20 protein-coding genes are annotated in these 25,719 nt (G+C 65.3%); 15 read left to right on the top strand and 5 right to left on the bottom strand.

Annotation, left to right across the window (positions count from 1 at the left end):
• Positions 1–15: 15 nt before the first annotated feature.
• Complete coding sequence (locus tag CXQ90_RS18565) at positions 16–837, bottom strand: class I SAM-dependent methyltransferase (protein WP_181038626.1); 822 nt, start codon at positions 835–837, stop codon at positions 16–18.
• A 144-nt stretch (positions 838–981) separates the two neighbouring features.
• Here CXQ90_RS18565 and CXQ90_RS18560 point away from each other — a divergent pair, with 144 nt between their 5' ends.
• A complete protein-coding gene (locus CXQ90_RS18560; RefSeq protein WP_104140832.1) occupies positions 982–1,728 on the top strand; it encodes a phosphoglyceromutase in 747 nt (248 codons plus the stop codon).
• Positions 1,729–1,820: 92 nt separating this feature from the next.
• Here the strand turns inward: CXQ90_RS18560 and phoU are convergent, their stop codons facing one another.
• Positions 1,821–2,483 carry a phosphate signaling complex protein PhoU gene (phoU, locus tag CXQ90_RS18555; RefSeq protein WP_104140831.1) on the bottom strand — a complete coding sequence of 221 codons (663 nt, stop codon included), beginning with the start codon at positions 2,481–2,483 and terminating at the stop codon, positions 1,821–1,823.
• Positions 2,484–2,686: 203 nt separating this feature from the next.
• On the opposite strand from phoU, the gene CXQ90_RS18550 reads away from it, so the two are divergent.
• Together CXQ90_RS18550 and CXQ90_RS18545 are read left to right on the top strand one after the other, a co-directional pair.
• Positions 2,687–3,970, top strand: a complete 1,284-nt coding sequence (locus tag CXQ90_RS18550; RefSeq protein WP_104140830.1) for a cell wall metabolism sensor histidine kinase WalK — start codon at positions 2,687–2,689, stop codon at positions 3,968–3,970.
• On the top strand, positions 3,967–4,647 hold the full coding sequence (locus CXQ90_RS18545) for a response regulator transcription factor (protein ID WP_104140829.1): 681 nt from the start codon (positions 3,967–3,969) through the stop codon (positions 4,645–4,647). Before CXQ90_RS18550 ends, CXQ90_RS18545 begins: the two co-directional genes overlap by 4 nt.
• A gap of 86 nt (positions 4,648–4,733) precedes the next feature.
• On the opposite strand, the gene CXQ90_RS18540 is transcribed toward CXQ90_RS18545, so the two are convergent.
• Entirely contained in the window at positions 4,734–5,279 is a 546-nt protein-coding gene (locus CXQ90_RS18540; RefSeq protein ID WP_104140828.1) for a hypothetical protein, read from the bottom strand.
• Between the two features lie 328 nt (positions 5,280–5,607).
• Between CXQ90_RS18540 and CXQ90_RS18535 the strand changes: the two genes are divergently transcribed.
• The 6 genes from CXQ90_RS18535 (at position 5,608) to rlmB (ending at position 10,494) form a co-directional block, all read left to right on the top strand.
• The gene (locus CXQ90_RS18535) at positions 5,608–6,090 is read left to right on the top strand and encodes a CarD family transcriptional regulator (protein WP_026266570.1); all 483 of its coding nucleotides are present in this window, start codon (positions 5,608–5,610) and stop codon (positions 6,088–6,090) included.
• A gap of 131 nt (positions 6,091–6,221) precedes the next feature.
• Positions 6,222–7,004 (top strand): 2-C-methyl-D-erythritol 4-phosphate cytidylyltransferase, encoded by a 783-nt coding sequence (ispD, locus tag CXQ90_RS18530; RefSeq protein WP_104140827.1) that lies wholly within the window; start codon positions 6,222–6,224, stop codon positions 7,002–7,004.
• A 53-nt stretch (positions 7,005–7,057) separates the two neighbouring features.
• Entirely contained in the window at positions 7,058–7,543 is a 486-nt protein-coding gene (gene ispF, locus CXQ90_RS18525; RefSeq protein ID WP_104140891.1) for a 2-C-methyl-D-erythritol 2,4-cyclodiphosphate synthase, read from the top strand.
• Positions 7,544–7,597: 54 nt separating this feature from the next.
• Positions 7,598–7,924, top strand: coding sequence for a hypothetical protein (locus tag CXQ90_RS18520; RefSeq protein WP_104140826.1), 327 nt, complete (start codon positions 7,598–7,600; stop codon positions 7,922–7,924).
• A 30-nt stretch (positions 7,925–7,954) separates the two neighbouring features.
• The gene (gene cysS, locus CXQ90_RS18515; protein WP_104140825.1) at positions 7,955–9,409 is read left to right on the top strand and encodes a cysteine--tRNA ligase; all 1,455 of its coding nucleotides are present in this window, start codon (positions 7,955–7,957) and stop codon (positions 9,407–9,409) included.
• A gap of 92 nt (positions 9,410–9,501) precedes the next feature.
• Positions 9,502–10,494 carry a 23S rRNA (guanosine(2251)-2'-O)-methyltransferase RlmB gene (gene rlmB / locus CXQ90_RS18510; RefSeq protein ID WP_104140890.1) on the top strand — a complete coding sequence of 331 codons (993 nt, stop codon included), beginning with the start codon at positions 9,502–9,504 and terminating at the stop codon, positions 10,492–10,494.
• 523 nt (positions 10,495–11,017) lie between these two features.
• Here rlmB and CXQ90_RS18505 read toward each other — a convergent pair.
• A complete protein-coding gene (locus CXQ90_RS18505) occupies positions 11,018–11,827 on the bottom strand; it encodes a carbon-nitrogen hydrolase family protein (RefSeq protein WP_104140824.1) in 810 nt (269 codons plus the stop codon).
• Between the two features lie 115 nt (positions 11,828–11,942).
• Between CXQ90_RS18505 and glgX the strand changes: the two genes are divergently transcribed.
• Genes glgX through CXQ90_RS18490 form a run of 3 tightly spaced genes read left to right on the top strand, consistent with a single transcriptional unit; the run spans position 11,943 to position 14,920 of the window.
• Positions 11,943–14,060 (top strand): glycogen debranching protein GlgX, encoded by a 2,118-nt coding sequence (gene glgX, locus CXQ90_RS18500; protein ID WP_104140823.1) that lies wholly within the window; start codon positions 11,943–11,945, stop codon positions 14,058–14,060.
• Positions 14,061–14,066: 6 nt separating this feature from the next.
• Positions 14,067–14,558 (top strand): ribonuclease domain-containing protein, encoded by a 492-nt coding sequence (locus tag CXQ90_RS18495; RefSeq protein ID WP_104140822.1) that lies wholly within the window; start codon positions 14,067–14,069, stop codon positions 14,556–14,558.
• Between the two features lie 5 nt (positions 14,559–14,563).
• On the top strand, positions 14,564–14,920 hold the full coding sequence (locus CXQ90_RS18490) for a barstar family protein (protein WP_104140821.1): 357 nt from the start codon (positions 14,564–14,566) through the stop codon (positions 14,918–14,920).
• A 34-nt stretch (positions 14,921–14,954) separates the two neighbouring features.
• Here CXQ90_RS18490 and glgP read toward each other — a convergent pair whose 3' ends face one another.
• On the bottom strand, positions 14,955–17,573 hold the full coding sequence (glgP, locus tag CXQ90_RS18485; RefSeq protein WP_181038625.1) for an alpha-glucan family phosphorylase: 2,619 nt from the start codon (positions 17,571–17,573) through the stop codon (positions 14,955–14,957).
• A gap of 130 nt (positions 17,574–17,703) precedes the next feature.
• Between glgP and CXQ90_RS18480 the strand changes: the two genes are divergently transcribed.
• From CXQ90_RS18480 to CXQ90_RS18470, 3 genes are read left to right on the top strand one after another with little or no spacing between them, the layout of a single operon-like run.
• On the top strand, positions 17,704–19,776 hold the full coding sequence (locus CXQ90_RS18480; RefSeq protein WP_104140820.1) for an alpha-1,4-glucan--maltose-1-phosphate maltosyltransferase: 2,073 nt from the start codon (positions 17,704–17,706) through the stop codon (positions 19,774–19,776).
• 6 nt (positions 19,777–19,782) lie between these two features.
• Positions 19,783–21,579 carry a maltose alpha-D-glucosyltransferase gene (treS, locus tag CXQ90_RS18475; RefSeq protein WP_104140819.1) on the top strand — a complete coding sequence of 599 codons (1,797 nt, stop codon included), beginning with the start codon at positions 19,783–19,785 and terminating at the stop codon, positions 21,577–21,579.
• Position 21,580: 1 nt separating this feature from the next.
• Positions 21,581–25,300, top strand: a complete 3,720-nt coding sequence (locus CXQ90_RS18470; protein ID WP_104140818.1) for a 1,4-alpha-glucan branching enzyme — start codon at positions 21,581–21,583, stop codon at positions 25,298–25,300.
• The last annotated feature ends 419 nt before the right edge of the window (positions 25,301–25,719 follow it).

The following is a 25,719-nucleotide window of genomic DNA, read 5'->3' as shown; positions in this document are numbered from 1 at the left end:
CGAAACCCGGCCCCCTTAATCCGGCGCCACGGCTTCCCAGCCGACCGTTAGTTCCCCGAGGCGCCACCGCGCCGGTCCGTCGTGGACCGGCCATCCGCCGTCGAGCAGGGCCCGGCACATGGCCGTCCACCGCTGGCGGTTTCCGTACGACGCAAACGGTGCCGACTCCAGCCACGCCCGGTCCATGGCCTGCAGCAGTCCGTGGACCCGTTCGCCGGGAACATTACGGTGGATGAGTGCTTTGGGCAGGCGTTCGGCGATCTCGGACGGCAAGTCGAAACTGCCGAACCGCACTGACATGCTCAGGCTCAGCGGGCGCTCGGCGTCCAGTGCAATCCACGCGACCCGGCGGCCGATCTCGTCGCACGTGCCGTCGATGAACAGCCCGCCGGACGCCAGCCGGCCCTGCACCAGCTGCCAGATCCCGTGGACGTCCGCTTCCTCGTACTGCCGCAGTACGTTGAACGCGCGCACCAGGACAGGCTGCCCCTGCACCGGGAGCTCGAACCCGCCGGTCAGGAAGCTCAGGCCGGGACGCTCCAGGGCCTTCGCCGCGCGCACGCGTTCCGGCTCGATCTCGATTCCGCAGACGCGCACATCCGCCCGGACGGCCCCGAGCCGTTCAAAGAGTTCGACGGCGGTGGCGGGGGAAGCGCCGTAGCCGAGATCCACCACCAGCGGGTTGGCCGCTGCCCGGAGCCGCCAGGCCTGCGGCCCTGCCAGCCAGCGGTCCAGGCGGCGCATGCGGTTGGGGTTTGTGGTGCCGCGGGTTACGTTGCCGACTGGCTTTCCCCGGTTGCTACGGTTCGCCGCCACCCGCTCTGCTTTCTGCACCACCGCCCCAGCCTACCCAACGCGGGGCCGTCTCTCCGCCGTTCAGTATCCGTTCGGCAACCGTTCCATGTCCGCGCAAGAGCGGCTGCGGGGTGGCGGAATGTAACGCTCGGCGCTGGCCGGTTCTGCTCGGCTAGGATGAAAATCATGACTTACAAGCTTATTCTGCTGCGCCACGGCCACAGCGAATGGAACGCCAAGAACCTGTTCACCGGCTGGGTGGACGTTGACCTGAACGACCAGGGCCGCGAGGAAGCAGCACGCGGTGGAGAGCTGCTGGTTGAGAACAACATTCTCCCGGACATCCTCTACACGTCGGTCCTGAAGCGGGCCATCAACACGGCCAACATCTCCTTGGACAAGGCCGACCGCGGCTGGATCCCCGTCAAGCGCGACTGGCGCCTGAACGAACGCCACTACGGTGCCCTGCAGGGCAAGGACAAGGCCCAGACCCTCGCCGAATTCGGCGAGGAGCAGTTCATGCTGTGGCGCCGGTCTTACGACACCCCGCCGCCGCCCCTGGACGACAACAGCGAATTCTCTCAGGCCCACGATCCCCGTTACGCGGACCTGGGCGACGCTCTCCCGCGCACCGAGTGCCTGAAGGACGTCCTGGTCCGCCTCATGCCCTATTGGGAATCTGACATCAAGGAAGACCTCAAGGCCGGCAAGACCGTTCTGGTCACCGCCCACGGCAACTCGCTGCGCGCTCTGGTCAAGCACCTGGATGGAGTCAGCGACGAAGCGATCGCCGGGCTGAACATCCCCACCGGCATCCCGCTGGTGTACGACCTGGACGAGGACTTCCAGCCCATCAACCCGGGCGGCACCTACCTCGATCCTGAGGCCGCCGCGGAAGCCATCCAGGCCGTGGCCAACCAAGGCAAGAAGTAGAGCTTTCCAGCGAACGAACGACGGCGGTTGGTCACCTCTCACGTGAGAGGTGACCAACCGCCGTCGTTTGCTGCGCTAAAGGCGTGGAGCCTTTAGCCGTGCTCGATGCTGTTCGGGTGCCAGGCGCCAGTCACGAGGTACGTGACCTTCTGGGCAACGGAGACGCCGTGGTCCGCAAAGCGCTCGAAGTACCGGCTGGCCAGGGCAACGTCAACAGTGGTGGCCGGGGATTCCTGCCAGTCGCTGCGGGCAATTGCCTTGAAGACGCTGAGGTGGAGGTCGTTCACCACGGAGTTGGCCTTCATGATGTCGCGGGCAACTTCGAGGTCGCGGGTCTCGAGCAGCTCCGTGAGCTTGGTGGCAATCAGGATGTCCTGCTCCGCGAAACTCTTGAACGTTTCCGTGAGCGACGCCGGGATGACGGTCGAGGGGAAACGGAGTCGCGCCAGCTGCGCGATGTGGCGGGCAAGGTCGCCCATGCGCTCAAGCGATGCACTCATGCGCAGCGATCCAACGATCATGCGAAGGTCGCTGGCCACCGGGCCCTGCAGCGCAAGGATGTCGATGGCGCGCTCGTCGAGGCTGTTCTGCAGGAAGTCGATGCGTGCGTCGGCCGCGATGACATCCTGCGCCAGATCGACGTCGGCGACCTCGAAGGAGTTCGTTGCTTTCACGATCGCTTCGCTGACAAGCTTTGAAATTTCGATGAGCTCTTCGCCTACCTGGGCGAGCTCCTCCTGAAAAACCTTACGCACGTAGGCGTCCTTTCCTTGGAAACTCCGCCCCGCCGCGGCGGTCAGAATTTCGTTTCACCGTTCCGGCAGTCCAACTGGCCACTATTCCAGTGACCGGTGAACTGTTACGCACCTCTAGATGAACGTTAGCTGAATCCGCACCGTCTTGGCTGCAGATCGGCTATTCGGGCGTCACGGAAGCATAAGCTGGAGCCGTGGATCCAATGCTTATAGGTGTCATCGCCGGCCTGCTCGGCCTGTCGTTCGGCGTCTTTGGCGTGCTCGCGTTCCGCGTCAGCGAACAGCAGCGGAAACTAGTGGACGTCGAATATGACGAGCCAGCCCTGCCGCAGGGATCCGCTGAGGTGCTCGCCGTCGTCGGGCAGGCTTTTGTTGTGGTGGATGCGGTCGACGGCGTCGTCCGCGCCAGCCCTGCCGCCTATGCCTACGGCCTGGTGCGCGGCCATACGGTTGTGCACAGTGAACTTCTGGACATGACGGCCAACGTTCGCCGCGACGGCGTCATCCTGGAGAAGCAGCTCGAGCTCCCGAGGGGACCGCTCGGCCAGGGGACCATTATCGTGCAGGTGCGGGCAGCCATGCTGGGCGAAGAATATATCCTGCTGCTGGCCGATGACCGGACCGAGATCACGCGGACCGAAGAGATCCGCAATGACTTCGTGGCCAACGTCTCGCACGAGCTGAAGACTCCGGTGGGGGCCATTTCGCTCCTGGCCGAGGCACTCGAATCCTCGGCGGACGACGAAGAAGCCGTCCGCAGGTTCGCCAAGCGCATGCACAAGGAATCCGCCCGGTTGGCGGCACTCGTGCAGGACATCATTGAACTTTCCCGGCTCCAGGGCGCAAATGTTGCACAGCGGGGCCATGCCGTGGACATCAACGACGTCATCTCGGAAGCCGTGGACCGTTCACAGCTCCCGGCCGAGAGCAAGAACATCCAGATCGTCATCGGCGGCCGCGTAGAGGCCAGGGTCTACGGCGACCAGGACCTTCTTGTCACGGCCCTGCGCAACCTGATCGACAACGCCATCCGCTATTCCCCGGAGAACACCCGGGTGGGGATCGGCGTGCGCTCCAAGGAGGGCCTGATCTCCGTCTCGGTCACCGATCAGGGCGAGGGCATGTCGCCCGAAGACCAGGAACGGGTGTTCGAACGCTTCTACCGCGTGGATGCGGCGCGCTCACGGCACACCGGAGGAACCGGGCTGGGACTGAGCATCGTCAAGCACGTCATTTCCAACCACGGTGGCGAAGTCACCCTGTGGTCACAGCCCGGCCAGGGCTCCACATTCACGCTCCGCCTGCCGGAGCTCGAGGGGCAGGACACCGACTCCGAGGCCCGTCCGCCCCGGACGCGCACCGCCGCGGGGGAGGCGCGCGACGCCAAGGCGGCCGGTCGCGCCAAGGTGCCGGACGGCAGCCAGCCGCACAACGTCAAGGAACCACGCGACGCCGCAGGCGTCCACGAACGAGGAGCTAACGCTTGAGCAGGATTCTTATAGTTGAGGATGAGGAATCGTTCAGCGATCCGCTGTCCTATCTGCTGGGCAAGGAGGGGTTCGAGGTCGAGGTTGTGGACAACGGCCTGGACGCCATCACAGAATTCGACCGCAACGGGGCCGACCTCGTGCTCTTGGACCTGCAGCTGCCGGGACTGTCCGGTACGGAGGTCTGCAGGCAGCTTCGGCAGCGTTCCACCGTCCCGGTGATCATGCTGACGGCCAAAGACTCAGAAATCGACAAGGTAGTGGGCCTCGAACTGGGCGCCGACGACTACGTCACCAAGCCCTACTCCTCACGGGAGCTCGTGGCGCGGGTCCGGGCGGTGCTCCGGCGCCAGGGCGAACCGGAGGAACTGGTGTCCTCCACCGTCCATGCCGGGCCGGTGCGGATGGACATCGAACGCCATGTGGTGAGCGTCGACGGCGAGCAGGTGTCCCTGCCGCTCAAGGAATTTGAACTGCTGGAGATGCTCCTGCGGAATTCGGGCAGGGTGCTGACCCGGGGCCAGCTGATAGACCGCGTATGGGGTTCCGACTACGTGGGCGACACCAAGACCCTGGACGTGCACGTCAAGCGGCTCCGCAGCAAGATTGAGCCCGATCCGTCCCTGCCGCGCTTCCTGGTCACTGTCCGCGGACTGGGCTACAAATTCGAGCCGTAGCCGCAGAAATCCAAAGAAGGAGGGGCTCCCGGCCGGGAGCCCCTCCTTCTTTCGTATTCAGCTATGCCGCGGTCCGCCAGTTGGCGTCAGTGGCCTTCGCTGGGAGCCGCGGTGGTTGCGGTCTCGCTCGGCGTCGGAGTTCCGGTGGGCGTGCTGCCGGCCGGAAGGTACGATTCGTATTCCTTCAGGGTGCCGTCGACCACAGGCACCTTGAAGCTCTTGCTGACGTTCGTTCCGTCTTCAGTGACTTGGACGTCCACGAGGGATCCGGGCTTGCCGCCGGTGGTGCTCAGGGTGGCCGCATCCGTGGAGTCGTTCAGCAGCGTGTAGGAGTTCTGCTTCACCGAGACCTCGGTCTGGGAACCCTCCGCACCCTTGAGCGTGACCTTGACGTCCTTGGAGGACGAGTTGTAAACAGCGCCGATCAGCCGGCCGGGCTCGTTTTCGCCCGTGGAGACGATGAGCATGTTGCGCAGCTGCACCGGCCCGACGTCGGCGCGGGTGCCGTCGGAGGCCGCGTACTGCTGAGAGGTCTGCTGGGCGTTGACGTAGCCGCAGCCTGTCAGGGCCAGCAGGCCGACGCTCAGGGCGGCAGCCGCCATTGCCAACTTGCCCCGCTGGCCCCGGTTCATCGCAGTGAAACGCACGTCACGCACTCCTTGAAAAGTCTTGAAACAGTTTTCAGGCATAGCCTATCGGCAAAAGGACCCAAATACGGATTCGGCCGGGACACATACGTGCCCGCTTCGGCGCCTGGTAGGGCCGCGCCGGGAGGCTCCGACTACCCGCGCGTAACGCTTGTCGGCACGTCGCGGATACACTATTATCCGCGTTCGTCAAGGGGTTTGGACGGTTGATTCGGCCCATTTTCCGCGGATTTGCGCGGTTCCTGACCCGTATCCGTGCCAGTCATATGCCTTAATCGTGATAAACTGGTCTGCGGGAAAGGGGAAAGTCCACATGGTTTTTGAGGTCGGCGAGACAGTAGTTTACCCTCACCACGGTGCAGCAAAAATTGAAGAAATCAAGATGCGCACTGTCAAGGGCGAAGAGAAGATGTATCTCAAGCTCAAGGTGGCTCAGGGTGATCTGACCATTGAAGTTCCAGCAGAGAACGTTGACCTCGTTGGGGTACGCGACGTAGTGGGCAAGGAAGGCTTGGAGCACGTTTTTGACGTGCTTCGTGCCGAGTTCACTGAGGAGCCCACCAACTGGTCACGTCGTTACAAGGCAAATCTGGAGAAGCTTGCTTCCGGTGACGTCATCAAGGTTGCAGAGGTCGTCCGCGACCTGTGGCGCCGGGATCACGACCGGGGCCTTTCCGCAGGCGAGAAGCGAATGCTGGCCAAGGCCCGGCAGATTCTGATCTCAGAATTGGCTTTGGCTGAAAAGACCGACGAAGAGAAGGCAGCAAGCGTTCTCGACGAGGTCTTGGCTTCCTAAGAATTGAACCCCGGTGGCATGGTGCCACCGGGGTTTCTTTTTGCCCAAATCCCAACGCCAGGTAATGCGGTGGCCGGTTATGCCGTGCCGGGTTATGCCGGGCCGGGTGGCCGCGACGTAGGCTAGACCGCATGAACAATGCACCTACGCGCCCCGTCACCGCCGTGATCCTGGTGGCGGCAGGATCCGGGCAGCGGCTCGGCTACGGCATGCCCAAGGCCGCTGTTCCGCTCGGCGGCGAGCCCATCCTCCTGCACGCGCTCCGCGGCATTGTGGCCTCCGGGGTCGCGAGCCAGGTGTGCATCGCGCTGCCGGCCGGCGACGACGGCCTCCGGCAGTTGTGCGAGGACTTCCGGGTGGAGCTCGTTGACGGCGGCCCGCTCCTGACGACGGTCGACGGCGGAGCCACCAGATCGGATTCCGTCCGGTCCGCGCTGGCTGCCCTCGAGGACGGCACCGAGGCGGTGCTCGTGCACGATGCGGCCCGCGCCCTGACGCCCGAGTCAGTCTTCCACCGCGTGGCCCAGGCCCTGGCCGCCGGGGCATCGGCCGTCATCCCGGTCATTCCCGTCGTGGACACGGTCAAGACGGTCGCCGCCACCGACGGCCGCGACGCGGACATCGCCCCTGAGGTCGTCACCGGAACGGCACCCCGGGAGGAGCTGCGGGCAGTCCAGACTCCGCAGGGCTTCAACTGTGAGACGCTCAGGCAGGCGCACCAGGCAGCGCTCGGGTTCGACGAACGCCAGGCAGCCGCCGTGACCGACGACGCCATGCTGGTTGAACTCCTGGGCGTGCCGGTGCATGCCGTCCGCGGCGCCAGCCAGTCCCTGAAAATCACCACCCCGCTGGACCTGATCATTGCCGAAGGTCTTCTCGAGGGTCCCTTGGGCGTCCGCTGGGTCGAGGGCTGAAGGCTGTGGGCGCAAATAACCCAGCTGAAGCAGTGAATCAGACCAACATGAAAATGATCCTGCCCCGCACCGGAATCGGCATTGACGTCCACGCCTTCGCTCCTGAAAACGCACCGCAGCCGCTCTGGCTGGGCGGTCTGTTCTGGGAAGGCGAGCGGGGGCTGGCAGGCCACTCCGACGGGGACCCCGTGGCCCACGCTGCCGCCGACGCATTATTCTCCGCTTGCGGCATCGGTGACCTCGGCACCCACTTCGGCACCGACCGCCCGGAACTGGCCGGCGCCTCGGGTGTCACTCTGCTGGCCGAAGCCGCCCGGATCGTCCGTGCCGCCGGGTTCGAGATCGGCAACATCGCGGTGCAGTTCGTAGCCAACCGGCCAAAGTTCGGTCCGCGGCGCGAAGAGTCGCAGCGGGTCCTCAGTGACGCCGCCGGCGCCCCTGTGAGTGTCACCGCCACCACCGGCGACGGGCTCGGATTCACCGGCCGGGGCGAAGGCATTTCAGCCGTCGCGACCGCCCTGGTGTACCCCGCCCCTTAGCGGAATCACCTAGGCTGGAAGCAGCACCAGTACCGCAATACCAGGAGACCCGCCGTGAAAAAGCTGCTTCCCGCCGTCGTCATCGCAGGGCTGCTCCTCGCAGGCTGCGCCGGAAGCCCCAAGATGAGCGTGGAGGAGAGCTGCACGTTCCTCAAGGGGGATACCTTCAAGCCGACCGGCAGCCAGGTGCAGCAGGCTGACCAGATCGCCAAGCATTACCAGGAAGTTGCCGACAAGGTTGCCCCGGAGCTTGCTGACCCGATCCAGAAGATGGCTGACGTCATGAAAAAGGTGGCCGGCACCTCGCTCGGGGACAAGAGCGCGGAGCAGCTCGCCGAGCTTAAGGAACAGAACAACCGGATCGGCGATGTCTGTAAGTAGCCGGACAATGCCATCGGCTAATCTGGAGCGGTGACCCTCCGTTTTTACGACACCGCATCCGCCGAAGTCCGCGACTTCGTTCCCCTGGTACCCGGCAAGGTAAGCCTGTACTACTGCGGGGCGACGGTGCAGGGGATGCCGCACGTGGGGCACATCCGCTCCGCCATCGCGTTCGACCAGCTCACTCGCTGGCTCGAGTACCGCGGGTTCCGGGTCACTGTTGTCCGCAACGTGACCGACATAGACGACAAGATCCTTGCCAAGTCCGAGGCGTCCTTCCACCCGGATTTCGAGCAGGAACCCGGAGCGGTCCCGGAAGAGGAATGGTGGGCGCTGGCCTACCGGTACGAACAGGAATTCCTCAAGGCCTACGACACGCTCGGTGTATCCCGGCCCACCTACGAGCCACGGGCCACCGGCCACATCCCGGAGATGCATGCCCTCATCCAGCAGCTGATCGACCGGGGCCACGCGTACCCGGCCCTCGACGGCTCGGGCGACGTCTACTTCGACGTGCGCTCCTGGAACAAGTACGGCTCGCTGACGCGGCAGAAGCTTGACGACATGCAGGGGGCGACTGACGCCGACCCCCGCGGCAAGAAGGATTCGCGCGACTTCGCGCTGTGGAAGGGCCACAAGGAAGGCGAGCCGACGACGGCAAGCTGGGTTTCGCCGTGGGGCGCCGGCCGTCCGGGCTGGCATCTCGAATGCTCGGCGATGGTCACCAAGTACCTCGGCACGGAATTCGACATCCACGGCGGCGGCCTGGATCTGCGCTTCCCGCACCACGAGAACGAGATGGCCCAGTCGCAGGCTGCCGGCCACGCATTCGCCAACTTCTGGATGCACAACGGCATGGTCACTTACCAGGGCGAAAAAATGTCCAAGTCCGTGGGCAACACCGTCAGCCCGGCGGAAATGCTGGAACTCGCCCCGCCCCGCGTGGTCCGCTACTACCTCGGCCAGGCGCAGTACCGCTCGGTGCTGGACTACCAGCCAACGTCCCTACAGGAAGCAGCCGCCGCCGTCGAACGCATCGACGGTTTCATCGCACGGGCGGTCCGTGCGCTGTCCGCGGACGGCTCCCTGCTGTTCGGCAGCCACAGCACGGTGCCGGACGCCTTCGTCGCCGCCATGGACGACGACCTCAACGTGCCGCAGGCCCTCGGAGTCCTGCACGACACCGTCCGCGCAGGGAATACAGCACTCACCGCCGGTGACTTCGCGGCAGCACGGCAGGCGCTCACCAGCGTGACTGACATGCTTCGCGTCCTGGGCATCAGCGACGCCGCGCAGCCCGCCGTCGACAATCAGGCCACCGCGGCCCTCGGGACACTGGTGGAGGCCCAGCTCGCGGCCCGCGCCGATGCCCGCGCCCGGAAGGACTGGGCTGCATCGGACGCCATTCGGGACACCCTGTCGGCCGCCGGCGTCGTGGTTGAAGACAGCGCGGACGGCGCCACCTGGAGCCTTCAGCGCGGCTGATTCCTTCGGCAGCGACCCGCCCCGGTCAACGATTTAACTTGAGTCAGTAGACTGGAGGTCAGACTTACTCAATACAACCAAGGGTGGAACTCATGGCCAACAACGGTCGCCCGGGCGCAATCCGCAAGCTCAAGAAGGGCCCCACCACCGGAACCGGTGGCCACGGCCGCAAGGCACTCGAAGGCAAGGGGCCTACCCCCAAGGCCGAAGATCGCCCGTATCACAAGGCGTACAAGAACAAGCAGCTCTCGGAGCGCTCCGAGGCCAAGCGCGCCGGCGGCGGCCGCAGCGCCGGCGCACGGTCCGGCCCCAAGGGCCGCGCCACCGAGGAAGTGGTGACGGGCCGCAACTCCGTCGTCGAGGCGCTCCGCGCCGGCATCCCCGCGAAGGCACTGCACGTGGCGATCCGCATCGAGATGGACGACCGCGTCAAGGAATCGCTCAAGCTTGCCGCCGAACGCGGCATCCCGCTGCTGGAAACCGGCAAGCCGGAACTTGACCGGATGACCGACGACGCCGTGCACCAGGGCCTCGTGCTGCAGATCCCGCCGTACGAATACCAGGACGCCTACGACCTCGCCGAGCAGACCGTCGACCGGTGGAAGAAGGGGCACGTCTCAAACGCGCCCATCTTCGTTGCCCTCGACGGCATCACGGACCCCCGCAACCTCGGCGCCATCATCCGCTCCGTCTCGGCCTTCAGCGGCCACGGCGTGATCGTCCCGGAACGCCGTTCCGTCGGCGTCACGGCCTCCGCGTGGAAGACCAGCGCCGGCGCTGCCGTCCGCGTGCCCGTGGCCCGCGCGTCCAACCTGAACAATGCCCTGAAGCAGTTCAAGAGCATGGGCATCTTCGTCCTGGGGCTCGACGGCGACGGCGACGTTTCGCTGCCGGACCTCACCTTGGCCACCGAACCTGTCTGCATCGTGGTGGGCTCCGAGGGCAAGGGCCTCAGCCGCCTCGTCCGCGAGAACTGCGACCAGATCGTCTCCATCCCGATCGACTCCGCCATGGAATCGCTCAACGCCTCCATGGCCGTCGGCATCTCCCTCTACGAAGTATCCCGCCAGCGCGCCGTTAAGTAGTTTCCTGCGGCGGCGTTCGCCGCAGCGGCCGCTTTGCCCCGTCGGGTCCTCCCAAGGGTCCGCCGCAGCGGCCGCTTTGCCGTCGCTTAGACACCTCCCGACGCTTCATGCGGCCGCGGGCGGCCTTATGCAGCTTTGGTCGGCGATGCGCTCCTTAGCAAAACGGCCGCTACGGCTAGCGGTCAAGGCCACTTTCCGTCGTCGGGCCTGTTGAGACGCCTTCAGAACAGGACGCCAACGCTCTGTCACGTTTCGCTCAAAAACTGGGAACTCTCTCGCAGTTCCTGCGGGGAAACGGGAAACGCTCCTGCATAACTGTGCGGGAGCATTTCCTGTTAATGGTGAGCGAAACTGTAGGTGAATGCCTCCGAAAACCAGCGGGCGGCGATGGCTTGCTAAGGAGCGCATCGCCGACCATAGCCGCAGAAGGCCGGCCGCGGCCGAGACGGCGACGGGAGGTGTCTAAGCGACGGCAAGGCGTCGTTGTCCGCGGCACCTGTCAGCGAAAGTGCGGAGGCCAGGCTCAGAACTCTCGGCGGTTGGCCAGGACGGGGAGCTTGGTTTGGGCTTCCTTGACCACGGCGGGATCCAGGTCGGCGAACAGCAGGCCGGGGGCGCCGTCGAGCTCTTCCAAGACTTCGCCGAAAGGCGATACGACGGCGGTGTGCCCCACTCCGGTGGGCGCCGCGCCGCGCTGTTCGACACCTTGCGTTGCGGGATCGCCTTGGCCGCACGCAAGGACGTAGGTAGTGGTGTCCACGGCACGGGCCCGGGCCAGAAGTTGCCACTGCTCCACCTTGCCCGGCCCCGAACCCCAGGAGGCGCAGACGATGTTCGCAACGGCACCGCGGCCGGCGTTGGCCGTGAAAAGGGCCGGGAAACGAACGTCGTAACAGGTGGCCAAACCGAAGGTGAGGCCGCCGGCGTCGAACGTTACCGGGCCCGTTCCGGCATCCACGGTGTCCGACTCCAGGAAGCCGAAGGCATCAAAAAGGTGAACCTTGTCGTAGCTGGCTTCCACGCCGGGACCGGTGACCAGCAGGGTGTTCCGGACTTTCGCCTGCCCTCCGGAGGCTGATGCTCCGGGCGTGAACATGCCGACGACGATCACCATCCCCAGCTCAGCGGAAATGGCGCGGACCCTGTTGGCCCACGGGCCGTCCAGCGGCTCGGCGATGTCGATGAGTGAATTCCCGAAGGCGCGCATCGTGGCCTCAGGGAACACGACCAGCTCGGCGCCGCCTTCCTTGGCGCGGCGGGCAAACTCCTCGACCAACACGAGGTTGGCGGCCAGGTCCCGGCCGGTGATGATCTGGGCAAGTGCAACCCTCACGGGTACCTCCATATCGGTGCGTACTACCAGTATGCCGCCGCTCGGACTCCGCCCCGCCGCGTGTAACATCCCGGAATAGATCAGCTATTTGTTTGTGCCAGCTAAGCTTTAACCGATGGTAATGCCCCTCTTAGACACAGCCTCGACCGTGGACGCCTCCCAGGCCTTCCCCCTCGGCGTCAGTTCTCCGCGCTCCAGGCCTGCCGAGAACGGTTCGAACCACGGGCGCGCCAACGTGGCGGTCTACGCTCCCAGCGTTCTCACACTGGAAGTCGCGTACCAGGCCCCGGGCGGCAGCTGGCGGATCCAGCCGCTGCCGAACGTGACGAATGGCGTCCATCACGGCATTGTTGAGGGAATTCCGGTCGGCTCGCGGTACGGCTTCCGCGCCGCCACGGACGGCCAGGTCCTGCCGGTCTCGGTGCCCACCGTGAACTTTGACGAAGACGACGACGGGCAGCCGCTGCTGCTCGACCCCTACGGCCGCGCCGTGGACCAGCGCAACGGTTTCCTGACGAGCGTCAGGATGTCCAGCGACTTCGACTGGGGCGGCGGCGACGACCGCCCGCACACGCCGTGGCGCAACACCATCATCTACGAGGCCCACGTCCGGGGTCAGAGCAAGCTGCACCCGGATATCCCGGAGGCGCTGCGCGGAACCTACGCCGGCATGGCCCATCCGGCCATGATTGAGCACCTGACCGGCCTCGGTATCACGGCCGTGCAGCTGCTGCCGGTGCATTTCCACCTCGACGAGCCGCACCTTCAGAACCTCGGCCTGACCAACTACTGGGGTTACAACACGGCGGCATTCTTCGTTCCGCACCCCGCTTACGCCACTCAGTCGGCGCAGGACTCCGGCCCCCAGGCCGTTCAGGACGAGTTCAAGGGCATGGTCAAGCTGCTCCACGCGGCGGGCATCGAAGTCATCCTGGACGTTGTCTACAACCACACCGCCGAAGGCGGGCCCGACGGCCACACCTTCAGCTTCCGCGGCTTGGGCGAGCAGAAGTATTACCGGACGGACGGCCACGGCAGATACATCGACACCACAGGCTGCGGGAACACGCTGAACTTCGGCGAGCCCCGAGTGGTCCAGCTGGTGCTGGATTCGCTCCGGTACTGGGTGGACGAATTCCACGTCGACGGCTTCCGCTTCGATCTCGCCGTCACGCTGTGCCGGAACGCCGCCAACGAGTTCGACCCGAACCATCCGTTCCTTGTGGCCGTCGCGGCGGACCCGGTGCTGTCCCGGGTCAAGCTGATCGCCGAGCCCTGGGACGTTGGCTACGGCGGGTGGCAGACCGGCCGCTTCCCGGGCGGCTGGGTGGACTGGAACGACCACTACCGCGACGCCCTGCGCTCTTTCTGGCTTGCGGACCGTGCGGCGATCGATGCCGGCGGCCAAGGCGGATCGGTGGCCAGGCTGGCAGACGCCATGTCCGGCTCGGCCAGCCTCTTCGAGCCGTCAGGCCGTTCACGGCTCGCGTCGCTGAACTTCATTACCGCCCACGACGGTTTCACCATGACCGATCTGGTGTCCTACGACCGCAAGCATAATGAGGCCAACGGCGAGCAGAACCGGGACGGCCACGGCGACAACCGCAGCTACAACCACGGTTTTGAAGGGCGTACCGAGGACGAAGCCATCGTCGCCGCGCGCGCCCAGACCCGGCGCAACCTGATGGCGTCGCTCATGATCTCCCTCGGGGTTCCGATGATCACGGCCGGCGATGAGCTTGGCCGCACCCAGCAGGGCAACAACAACGCCTACTGCCAGGACAACCCCATCGCCTGGCTCGACTGGACCAGCACGCCGGAGTCGCACGCCATGCTGCGCAGCACCAAGCGCGTGATCCGCCTCCGGAAGGAATTCCTGGCCGGCCAGCCCCACGATTACCCCGTCCGGGACGCACAGTCCTACCTGTACTGGTATGACGAGGACGGCCAGCCCATGTCCATGGAACGGTGGAACGATCCCCGACACCGGGTGGTGCAGCTGCTGCTGGGTTCCGACGACGGCCAGGTGGCTGGACTCATTGTGGTGAACGGCGGCCGCGAGGATTCCAACGTCACCCTTCCGCAGGTGACCAACGATGACGGCACCGGCAAGCGGGTCTTCGAACTGCGCCTCACTACGTCCGAGCTCCACGACCGCCGGCAGGGCAGCCTCGTCTCCTCCGGCGAGCGGGACAGCGTGCCGGCGAATACCATCAGCATCTACCGCACCTAGGCCACGGTGTACCGCAACAGCAAGAGCAGGCTGCTGGCCGTTGGGACGCTGCTGATCGGGCTCGCCTTGGCGGCCCTCGTGGCGTGCAGCGTCGTGGCATCACCACCCACGGTGCAGCCTCCCGCGGCCACGGCGTCGCAAGGAGCGTCGTCACCGGCGCGCCCACAGGCGCCAGGAGCGTCCGGCAGCGCGACGTCCGTTGCCAACCCCTCCGGGCTGGCAGTCATCCGGGAATCCCAGCTGCCGGCCGAAGGGCGCCGCACCCTCGCCTTGATCCGGCAGGGCGGCCCCTTCCCGTACAACCGCGACGGCGTGACGTTCGGCAATTTTGAACGCCTCCTGCCGCGCAAATCGGGCGGGTACTACAAGGAGTACACGGTCCCCACGCCCGGCGAGTCGGACCGGGGCGCCCGCAGAATAGTGGCAGGCAAGGACGGCGAGAAGTACTACACTCCGGACCACTACGAGTCGTTCAAATTCATAGCAGAAGGCAAATAGCACCCATGAAGATCTACTCCGCCGACACCTGGACCGTTGACGAGTTGCGCGATCAGGTTGCCGACGCCGGCCGCCGCACCCTGGTGATTCCGGCCGCGGATTCGAAGAAGGCCGTGCTGGCGACCTTCGGCGAGGCACTGGACTTTCCGGAACACTTCGGCGTGAACCTTGACGCCCTCAACGACTCGCTGCACGACTTCGCGGACGCCATCTCCGACGACGGCCAGGAGCCCCTGACCCTCATCTGGCAGGTGCCCGCCGCCTTCCGCAGCGACCGGTCCTTCGGCATCATCTGCGAGATCCTCCAGGACGCCGAAAGCTACGCCAACAAGGACCTGTCAGTCATCGCCGTGTTCCTCTAGATGGTGACAAAGTCTGCCGCGCAACCCTTGCAGACTAGGCGTTGACGATCAGCCCCAGTTCGGCCTTGGAGGCCAGGGCTTCGTGCTTGGGCAGGAGGCGGACGGTGTACCCGAAGGATCCGGAACGGTCGATCACGATGGACCCGGTGAAGAGGTAGCGGCCGCTGCCGAGTTCATCCTTGGGTTCCAGTTCCACGAAGGTCACGTTGGCGAGTTCGTCGTTTTCCTCCGCCTGGCCGTAAGCAACCTCCACGGACACGTCGCTCGGCGACAGGTTGTGCAGCCCCACGTAGGCGTTGACCTCCAGCGTGTCACCGATCTGCGGTTCCTCGGACACGCCCATGGAGTCCACATGCTCCACGTGGAGTTGTGGCCAGGCCGCGCGGACCTTTGAGACCCAGGCTGCGAGCTTCTTGGCCTGGGCGAAGGAATCGGCCACCGCGTGCCGTCCCGAGATCGCGGCGGGCGTGTACAGGATATTGACGTAGTCCTGCAGCATCCGTTCGGCCGAGACGGCCGGACCCAGGTGGGCCAGGGTGTGCTTGATCATGGACACCCAGTGCGTGGGAATCTTCTCCTGGCCGGAGTCTGACGGACCCGCGGCGCCGGCCGATTCGGAGACGGTGTTGCCGTAGAAGCGCGGCGCCACCTGCGTCTCGAGCAGCTCATACAACGCAGCTGCCTCGATGTCGTCACGTTCCTCGGCGGAAGCGCCGTTATTGGCGGTCGGAATCGCCCAGCCGTTCTCGCCGTCGTACATCTCGTCCCACCAGCCGTCGAGTACCGACAGGTTGAGCGAGCCGTTGATGGCCGCTTTCATTCCGGACGTGCCGCAGGCTTCCAGCGGACGCAGCGGATTGTTCAGCCAGACGTCGCAGCCCGGGAACAGCGTCCTGGCCATGGCGATGTCGTAGTTCGGCAGGAACACGATGCGGTGGCGGACTGCGGGATCATCGGTAAAGCGGACCAGATCCTGGATCATCTTCTTCCCGGCGTCGTCCGCCGGGTGCGACTTTCCTGCAATGACCAGCTGGATGGGGTGCTCCTTGTGCAGCAGGAGGGCCTTCAGCCGTTCGGGCTCGCGCAGCATCAGCGTCAGCCGCTTGTAGGTGGGCACACGCCTGGCGAACCCGATGGTGAGGACGTCCGGGTCCAGCACCGAGCCGGTCCAGCCCAGCTCGGCGTCCGCAGCGCCGCGCTTCTTCCAGGCGGCACGCAGCCTGCGCCGGACGTCTTCGACGAGGGAGACGCGCAGCTCGCGGCGCAGCGCCCAGACGTCGGCATCGCTGACGTTGTAGGCGAGGTCCCAGCGGCCGTTGACTTCCGCCTCCGGGCCGAAGCGCTTCCGGGCGAGATTTGAAATCCGGGCATCCACCCAGGTGGGGACGTGCACGCCGTTGGTCACGGAGGTGATGGGCACCTCGGAGTGGTCGAATCCCGGCCAGAGCGCAGAGAACATGCCCCGTGAGACCTCACCGTGGAGCTTGGCCACGCCGTTGGCGCGCTGTGCAAGCCGGAGGCCCATGACGGCCATGTTGAACAGGAAGGGGTTTCCGTCGGCGAAGTCTTCCCGGCCGAGGTCCAGGATGCGCGAGAGGGGAACATCCGGTGCAAGGCCGGCTTCGAAGAAATGCTGTATCTGCGCTGTTTCGAAGCGGTCGATGCCGGCCGGAACGGGCGTGTGGGTGGTGAACACGGTGGACGCGCGTCCGGCGGCGAGGGCCTCGTCGAAGGTGAGGGCCTGCTCCCCGGCCATCAGCTCCTGGATTCGCTCGATGCCCAGGAACCCGGCGTGGCCTTCATTGGTGTGGAACACCTCCGGCGCCGTGGTGCCTGTAAGCCTCTGGTAGACACGCAGCGCCTTCACGCCGCCCATGCCCAGCAGGAGCTCCTGCTGCAGCCGGTGGTCGCCACCTCCGCCGTAGAGGCGGTCGGTGATGCCGCGGGCGGCGTCGTCATTGCCCGGGACGTTGGAGTCGAGCAGCAGGAGGGGGACACGCCCGACGTCGGCACGCCAGATGTGGGCAAAAAGGCGCCGCCCGCTGGGCAGCGGCAGCGCAATCTGGATGGGCTTGCCGTTGCCGTCCGCGGAAGGCTCGCGCAGCAGCGTCAGCGGCAGGCCGTCCGGGTCAATTACCGGATAGGTCTCCTGCTGCCAGGCGTCGCGGGACAGGGATTGTTTGAAGTAGCCGGCCTGGTAAAGGAGGCCCACGCCGATGAGGGGAACACCCAGATCCGAAGCGGCCTTCAGGTGGTCGCCGGCGAGGATGCCGAGGCCGCCCGAGTACTGGGGCAAAACTTCAGTGATGCCGAATTCGGGGGAGAAGTAGGCAATGGACGCAGGGGCGTCCTGACCCAGGCTCTGGTACCAGCGGGGCTCTTGAAGGTACCGGTCGAGGTCATCCGCCGCCGCCTGCACCCGTGCCACCACATCCTGGTCAGTGGCCAGCCGGTGCATCTCCTCGCGGCCCACAAGTCCCAGGAAACTCACCGGGTCGCTGCCGCTTTCAGCCCACACTTTGGGGTTGAGTGCCTGGAAGAGTTCGCGCGTCGGCCGGTGCCAGGACCAGCGAAGGTTTGTGGCCAAGCGGGCAAGCGGCCGAATCGGTTCGGGAAGAACGGTACGGACGGTAAATCTGCGGATTGCCTTCACCTGCGCCACACTAACCGACAAGATGAACGGCAGGAACCGCTTTGGATTACTTTCCGGTAAATGACGAATCAGTTCACAATATAGATCGCAGACTTAGCAATTCGCCCCGTTTCTCGCTAACGTCGAGCCTGTGACGACACACACGCGAACCAGTGCCCCAGCAAAGCAAACGCCGAAGAGCTCGATTACGGACGGCCTCCGGTTCGGCCGTTTCCCGATCACGGACGTTCAGCCTGTTGTCGAAGGGGGGAAGTTCCCGGCGAAGGCCCTCCCCGGCGAGGGAATCGTGGTCAGCGCCCGGTCCTTCCGCGAAGGCCATGACCAGCTTGGCGTGAGCGCGGTCCTCCTGGACCCGAAGGGCGAGGAGCACCAGCGGGTGCGCCTGCAGCCGCCGCCCGGGGACCGGGGCAAGGGCACGGACCTCTGGGAAGGCATCCTGACGCCGGCCTCAACCGGCAACTGGTCGTTTGTCATCGAAGCCTGGCACGACCGCTACGGCACCTGGCACCACAACGCCGAGGTCAAGGTCGAGGCGGGCATCGATGTCGAGCTCATGCTCGACGAGGGGACCGCGTTGCTGTCCCAGGCTGCCGAGGATCCTTCGCGGGACGCCGACGACAGGCGAACCCTCCGGACCGCGGCCTCGGTGCTGTCCGACACGTCGCTGTCTGCCGAGGAGCGGCTGGCGGCGGGCTTCGGCGAGGACGTGGCCGCCGTTGTTGGCCGCGAGCCGATCCGCGAGCTGGTCACCGTCTCCGAAGCCTTTCCGCTGCTGGTCGAGCGGGACCTCGCCGGCCGCGCTGCCTGGTATGAATTCTTTCCCCGTTCGGAAGGCGCCGTCCGGGACCATTCGACGGGTGAATGGACGTCCGGCAACTTCCGGACTGCGGCCAAGAGGCTGGACGCCGTCGCCGGCATGGGGTTCGACGTCATCTACATGCCGCCCATCCACCCGATCGGCGTGCAGCACCGCAAGGGTCCGAACAACACCCTGATCGCCGGTCCGCACGATCCTGGTTCACCCTGGGCCATCGGCTCGAAGGAAGGCGGCCACGACGCCATCCACCCGGACCTCGGAACCTTTGAGGACTTCGACGCCTTTGTGGCACGGGCCCACGAACTCGGCCTGGAGGTGGCACTCGACCTTGCGCTGCAGGCGGCGCCGGACCACCCCTGGGTGCAGACGAATCCGGAGTGGTTCACCACGCGGGTGGACGGCAGCATCGCCTACGCGGAAAACCCGCCGAAGAAGTACCAGGACATCTACCCCCTCAACTTCGACAACGATCCCGAGGGCCTGTCCAAGGAAATCCTGCGCATTGTCGAGCTCTGGGTCAGCCACGGCGTGAAGATCTTCCGGGTGGACAATCCGCACACCAAGCCTGTGTGGTTCTGGGAATGGCTCATCGGGAAGGTCAACAAGAAGAACCCGGAAGTCGTGTTCCTCGCTGAGGCCTTCACCCGGCCCGCCATGATGCATGCGCTGGGCAGGGCAGGCTTCCAGCAGTCCTACACGTACTTCACCTGGCGCAATACCAAGAAGGAACTCGAGGCGTACTTCCAGGAGGTCAGCCACGTGTCGCCGGCTTACTTCCGGCCGAACTTCTTCGTCAACACGCCGGACATCCTTACCGAGTACCTGCAGTACGGAGGGCCCGCCGCGTTCAAGATCCGGGCCGCACTCGCCGCCACCGCCAGCCCCCTGTGGGGCGTATACGCCGGCTACGAGCTGTACGAGCACGTGGCCAGGCCAGGGGCGGAAGAGTACATCGACAACGAGAAGTTCGAGTACAAGGCCCGCGACTGGGATGCGGCCAACGCGTCCGGCCGGACCCTCGCGCCGTACCTGACCCGGCTCAACGAAATCCGGAAGGCACACCCGGCGCTGGGCGACCTGCAGAACCTGACGCTGCACCACAGCACCGACGACGCGACGATCGTGTATTCCAAGCACAAGACCCTTCCGGACGGCACCAAGGACACCATCATCGTGGTGGTCAATGTGGACCCGCACAGCACGCGGGAAAGCACGATTTCCCTTGATCTCGCCGCTCTGCATCTCGACCCCGATGACCTCACCGCGAACGGCGGCTTCCGTGTCGATGACCTGATCTCGGGCGAGTCGTGGGAATGGGGCGAGTACAACTATGTAAGACTCGATGCCCATGTTGAACCCGCGCACATTCTGAACATCCGGAGGTAGCCACAAGTGAGTTTCAGCCCGCAGAACCCGGCTCATCACTTCACACCGAAGAGCTCGTTCGAGCTCAACGCGCCAGGATTGCAGCACGATCCCCTGTGGTACAGGAAGGCGGTGTTCTATGAAGTGCTTGTCCGGGGTTTTGCGGACGCCAACGGCGATGGCTCAGGCGACTTCCATGGCCTCATCGAGAAACTCGATTACCTGCAGTGGCTGGGGGTGGACTGCCTCTGGCTTCCGCCGTTCTTCCAGTCACCGCTGCGGGACGGCGGCTATGACATTTCGGATTACAACTCCGTACTGGACGAGTTCGGCACCATCAGTGATTTCAAGCGGCTGGTGGCCGAGGCGCATGCCCGCGGAGTCCGGGTCATCATTGACCTGCCGCTGAACCACACCTCCGACCAGCACCCGTGGTTCCAGGAATCCCGGAAGGATCCGGACGGGCCGTTCGGTGACTTCTACGTGTGGAGCGACACTGATGAGAAGTACCAGGACGCCCGCATCATCTTCGTGGACACGGAGGAGTCCAACTGGACCTTCGACCCCATCCGGCGCCAGTTCTTCTGGCACCGTTTCTTCAGCCACCAGCCGGACCTGAATTTCGAGAACCCGAAGGTCATAGACGCACTGTTCGACGTCGTCCGGTTCTGGCTGGACCAGGGGATCGACGGCTTCCGGGCCGACGCCATCCCGTACCTGTTCGAGGAAGAGGGCACGAACTGCGAAAACCTGCCCGCCACCCATGACTTCCTGCGCAAGCTGCGGAAAATGGTGGACGACAGCTACCCGGGCAGGGTGATCATCGCTGAGGCCAACCAGCCGCCCAACGAGGTGGTGGAATACTTCGGCACCGAGGAAGAGCCCGAATGCCATATGGCGTTCCACTTTCCCATCATGCCGCGGCTGTACTACGCGCTGCGTGATCAGAAGGCAGCCCCGATCATCGAGACCATGCACGACACGCCGGAGATCCCGGACGGCGCCCAATGGGGAACGTTCCTCCGGAACCACGACGAACTGACGCTGGAAATGGTCACCGCGGATGAACGCGCGGCCATGCTCGGCTGGTACGCCCCGGACCCCCGCATGCGGGCCAACATCGGCATCAGGCGCAGACTGGCGCCGCTGCTGGATAATTCCAGGGCGGAGATTGAGCTCATCAACGCCATGCTGCTGTCCCTGCCGGGCAGTCCCTTCCTGTACTACGGGGACGAAATCGGCATGGGCGACAACATCTGGCTCGAAGACCGCGACGCCGTCCGCACGCCCATGCAGTGGAACCCGGACCGCAACGCGGGATTCTCCAACGCCGACCCCGGCAAGCTGTACCTGCCGGTGATCCAGTCGCTGGTCTACAACTACGCCATGGCGAACGTGGAGGCTGAGGCGGCGCACTCAGGGTCCCTGCTGCGCTGGACCCGGCAGATCCTGAGCGTCCGGCGCAACCACGCCGCGTTCGGGCTCGGCGGGTTCAAGCACGTTGAAGCCGACCACGACGTCGTCCTGGCCTACCTGCGCGAATTGCCGGAGGGCAACGCGGCAGGTGAACCGCCGGAGTCCATCCTGTGCGCCTTCAACCTCTCGCAGCATCCGGTGGCTACAACGCTAAGGGTCCCGCAGTTTGCTGGCCGCGGACTCCGGGACGTCTTTGGCGGGCAGCCGTTTCCGGGCATCGGTGAGGACGGGAACCTGACACTGACCCTGGGCAGCCACGATTTCTTCTGGCTGCGTGTCCGCGCGGCGGCGTCCAACCCGGCGTCCCCGTTCACTCAAGCGATGCCGATCCTGTCCATTGAGGGCTGACATGAGCCAATCCACTCTGACACCCACGCTCGAAGCACTGCTCCGCAATTGGCTGCCCCGCCAGCGCTGGTTCCCGGTGAAATCTGCCGAATTTTCGCTGGCTCCGGTGGGCGGACTCATCCTCAACGACGCCTCTGGCAAGGTGGGCCTCGAGGTGTTCCTCGCCGCTGTGGTTTCCGAAACGGCCGACGGCGGTCGCCGCACCGACGTGGTGCAGGTGCCGCTGAGCTACCGGAGCGAACCGCTGACCGGCGCCGAGAGCGCGCTGATCGGCGAAAGTGACGACGCCGAATTGGGCCACCGCTGGATTTACGATGCCGTCCATGACCGTGTGTTCATTGCGGAATGGCTGGAACTTATGCGCACGGAGGGGGAGGCTTCCGCCGGCTTGGCCCGCGGGCATCTGTCGGGTGCCGGCCAGCCCCTGCCGCGTGCCTCCGGGACGGTCAAGGTCCTCTCCGGTGAACAGTCCAACAGTTCGGTGATAGTGGACGACGGCGTCTCCGCGGTAATTGTGAAGTTCTTCCGGGTGCTTTCCGCCGGACGCAATCCTGAAGTGGAAGTCGGGGCCGCCCTGTCTGCCGCCCGCACTACCGAGGTGCCGGCCACGTTGGGCTGGGTCACCGGCGGATGGGATGCCCCGGCCGGCCGCGCCCAGGGTGAACTGGCGGTCGCCCACGAGTTCCTGGCCGGCGGACGCGATGCCTGGCGGCTCGCCGTCGATGCCGCCGCCGGGGGAGTTGACTTCACCGCAGAGGCGCATGCCCTGGGGCACGCAACAGCCATGGTCCACCGCAGGCTCGCGGAAACGCTCGGCATTTCCGCCGAAGCCGTCCCGGGCGGTGTCATCGCGCCCGGAGTAGCCCAGCGCGTCCGCCAGGCGTGGACGGAGGCCCGTGCCGCCGTCGGGCCTCACGAAGAAGAGCTGGAAAGCCTGCTCAGCCACCTCGAGGGAGTCCCGGCCGGTGCGCTGCAGCGCATCCACGGCGACCTTCATCTGGGCCAGATACTTCAGGTTCCGGGCAGCGGAGGCGTACAGGACCGGTGGGCCATCCTCGACTTCGAGGGCGAGCCCCTGCGGCCCATCTCGGAACGCAACTTTCCCGATGTGCCGCTGCGGGACGTTGTGGGCATGCTGCGCTCCTTTGACTACGCCGCGGGTGCCGCGGAGCGTGAGCGAACCGATGCCCGTGTGCCCGACTCCTGGGTCGACGACTGTGCCGAGGCCTTCCTGTCGGGATATTCCGAAGTCACGCCCGGCACGATCGACCGGAGGTCGCCGCTCTTTGTGGCATTGTGGCTGGACAAGGCGTTGTACGAAGTCGTTTATGAATTGCGCAACAGGCCCGACTGGCTGGCCATACCGGTCAATGCGTCCAGACGGCTCCTCAGCAGTAAAGGCCCCGGCGAACCGGCCGGAGCCGCAGCGGAAGGTAAAAAGATGACAGGCTCTGCACATACCGACAGCCACCACGCGCCGCTACACGTGGACGCGCACACCCTCTCGCAGGTGGCGGCCGGCGAGCACCACGCGCCGCACTCGGTGCTTGGCGCCCACCTCGATGACTACGGCCACGTAACCATCCGCACCGTAAAGCACCTGGCCGAAGCCGTTAACGTGGTGACAGCCGGGGGCTCCTTGCCCATGACCCACGAGGCCGACGGCGTGTGGGTTGCCGTCGTCGAGCCCCTGCAGGCTGGCCACGTGCCGGACTACCGCCTTGAGGTGACGTACGAGGGTGCGGAGCCGGTGACCCTTGACGATCCGTACCGCTACCTCCCTACGGTTGGCGAAGTCGATCTGCACCTGATCGGGGAGGGCCGCCACGAGACGCTCTGGACGGTGCTGGGCGCGCATGTGCAGCACTACAAGTCCTCCCTGGGCGACGTTGACGGCGTGTCGTTCGCCGTGTGGGCTCCCAACGCCGAAGCCGTGCGGGTCAAGGGCGACTTCAACGCGTGGGACGGCCGGGAAAATTCACTGCGTTCCCTCGGATCCTCCGGTGTTTGGGAACTGTTCATCCCCGGTGTTTTAGCAGGGGCGTGCTACAAATTTGAGATCAAGACCAAGGGCGGCTACTGGGTGGAGAAGGCCGACCCCCTGGCCTTCGGTACGGAAGTGCCGCCGCTGACCGCCTCCAGGGTGGTGGAGTCACACTACCGGTTCGAGGACGAGGACTGGATGAAGGCCCGAGCCGAGCGCGATCCCCACAACTCGCCCATGAGCGTCTACGAGGTGCACCTCGGATCCTGGCGGCTGGGCCTGAGCTACCGGGAGCTGGCCAAAGAGCTCGTGGAATACGTGAAGTGGCTGGGCTTCAGCCACGTGGAATTCATGCCGGTGGCCGAGCACCCCTTCGGCGGTTCCTGGGGCTACCAGGTCACGTCCTACTTCGCTCCGACTTCCCGCTTCGGACACCCTGACGAGTTCCGCTACCTGGTGGATGCCCTCCACCAGGCCGGCATCGGGGTCCTCCTGGACTGGGTGCCGGCGCACTTCCCGAAGGACAGCTGGGCCCTTGCCCAGTTCGACGGGCAGCCGCTGTACGAGCATGCCGACCCGAACCTCGGGGAGCACCCGGACTGGGGCACCCTGATCTTCGACTTCGGGCGCACCGAGGTCCGCAACTTCCTGGTTGCCAACGCGCTCTACTGGCTGGACGAGTTCCACATCGACGGCCTGCGCGTGGATGCCGTTGCGTCCATGCTGTACCTGGACTACTCCCGCGAAGACGGCCAGTGGCAGCCGAACCGGTTCGGCGGCCGGGAAAACCTTGAGGCCATTTCCTTCCTTCAGGAAACCAACGCCACGGTGTACAAGACCCATCCGGGAGCGGTCATGATCGCGGAGGAGTCCACTGCATTCCCCGGCGTCACGGCACCCACCAGCCACGGGGGCCTCGGCTTCGGACTCAAGTGGAACATGGGCTGGATGCACGATTCGCTCAAGTACTCCTCTGAGGATCCGGTCAACCGGAAATGGCACCACGGCACGGTCACGTTCTCGATGGTCTATGCCTTCACCGAGAACTTCCTCCTGCCCATCAGCCACGATGAGGTGGTCCACGGCAAGGGGTCCATGCTCCGCAAGATGCCCGGCGACCGCTGGCAGCAGCTGGCCAACCTCCGCGCCTTCCTCGGGTACCAGTGGGCGCACCCCGGCAAGCAGCTCATCTTCATGGGCACCGAATTCGGCCAGGAAGCCGAATGGTCCGAACAGCACGGACTCGACTGGTGGCTGGCCGACATCCCGGCGCACCGGGGCCTTCAGCTGCTGACCAAGGACCTGAACGAACTGTACAAGTCCACTCCCGCGCTGTACTCGCGGGACAACGAGCCCGGCGGATTCCAGTGGATCAACGGAGCGGACGCGGACCGCAACGTCCTGACGTTCGTCCGCTGGGACACCGAGGGAAACCCGTTGGTCTGCGCGGTCAACTTCTCTGGCGGGCCGCATAAGGCATACGCCCTGGGAGTGCCGTCGACCGGTGCCTGGACGGAAGTGCTCAACACGGATGCAGCCGAATATGGTGGATCGGGTGTTCTCAACGGCGGGCCCATGGTTGCGGAGGACGAGGGCATAGACGGTCAGCCGGCAACCCTGACAGTCACGCTGCCGCCACTCGGGGTTGCCTACTTCAAGCCCGCTGGTCTTGCAGCAGGTGCAAGCGGCTCCGCCGCCGAGGCTGGCGCGGCACTGCCAGGCGGACCGCTGGTCTAGGCGCAACTGCTTTGGCGCCGCGCAGGTTTCGGCGACGCGCGGCGGTACGTTCGCAGAGGTTGGCGGATGTCGCCGGCGGACCCCGCTGACATGTGACGAGAAGGCCCGGAATCCCCGTGATTCCGGGCCTTTTTGGCCCCTCCCTGAGCCGGGTTGGCCCCAGCGCAAAGTAGTGGTAGAGTTTATTTCCGCGCCGCTCCCCGGAGTTGGTCGGTTCAGCAGCTAGGATGCCCACAGCATCGACAAGCCGCAGATGCCGATTTGACACGGAGGAAGCAGGCGGGTAAGTTTGAAAAGTTGCTCCGGAGCGATCCTTGACCGTGTGGTTGTGGTGGTGCCGGGTGTGTCTGTTGTTTGAGAACTCAATAGTGTGCCAAGTTTGTTGATACCGGTTTATTTTATATGAATTGGTTGAATTT

The organism is Arthrobacter sp. ZGTC131 (genome assembly GCF_002929275.1).
Lineage (GTDB): Bacteria > Actinomycetota > Actinomycetes > Actinomycetales > Micrococcaceae > Arthrobacter.
The sequence above is the reverse complement of the archived record's forward strand: the minus strand, read 5'-3'. Positions and strand labels throughout refer to the sequence as shown.

Excerpts from the sequence above, each read along its gene's own strand:
- CXQ90_RS18470 (WP_104140818.1), top strand. The coding sequence starts at position 21,581 with ATGAGCCAATCCACTCTGACACCCACGCTCGAAGCACTGCTCCGCAAT.
- CXQ90_RS18490 (WP_104140821.1), top strand. The coding sequence starts at position 14,564 with ATGAAGATCTACTCCGCCGACACCTGGACCGTTGACGAGTTGCGCGAT.
- CXQ90_RS18540 (WP_104140828.1), bottom strand. The coding sequence starts at position 5,279 with ATGAACCGGGGCCAGCGGGGCAAGTTGGCAATGGCGGCTGCCGCCCTG.
- CXQ90_RS18535 (WP_026266570.1), top strand. The coding sequence starts at position 5,608 with ATGGTTTTTGAGGTCGGCGAGACAGTAGTTTACCCTCACCACGGTGCA.
- CXQ90_RS18560 (WP_104140832.1), top strand. The coding sequence starts at position 982 with ATGACTTACAAGCTTATTCTGCTGCGCCACGGCCACAGCGAATGGAAC.
- ispD (WP_104140827.1), top strand. The coding sequence starts at position 6,222 with ATGAACAATGCACCTACGCGCCCCGTCACCGCCGTGATCCTGGTGGCG.
- rlmB (WP_104140890.1), top strand. The coding sequence starts at position 9,502 with ATGGCCAACAACGGTCGCCCGGGCGCAATCCGCAAGCTCAAGAAGGGC.
- CXQ90_RS18550 (WP_104140830.1), top strand. The coding sequence starts at position 2,687 with ATGCTTATAGGTGTCATCGCCGGCCTGCTCGGCCTGTCGTTCGGCGTC.
- ispF (WP_104140891.1), top strand. The coding sequence starts at position 7,058 with ATGATCCTGCCCCGCACCGGAATCGGCATTGACGTCCACGCCTTCGCT.
- glgX (WP_104140823.1), top strand. The coding sequence starts at position 11,943 with ATGGTAATGCCCCTCTTAGACACAGCCTCGACCGTGGACGCCTCCCAG.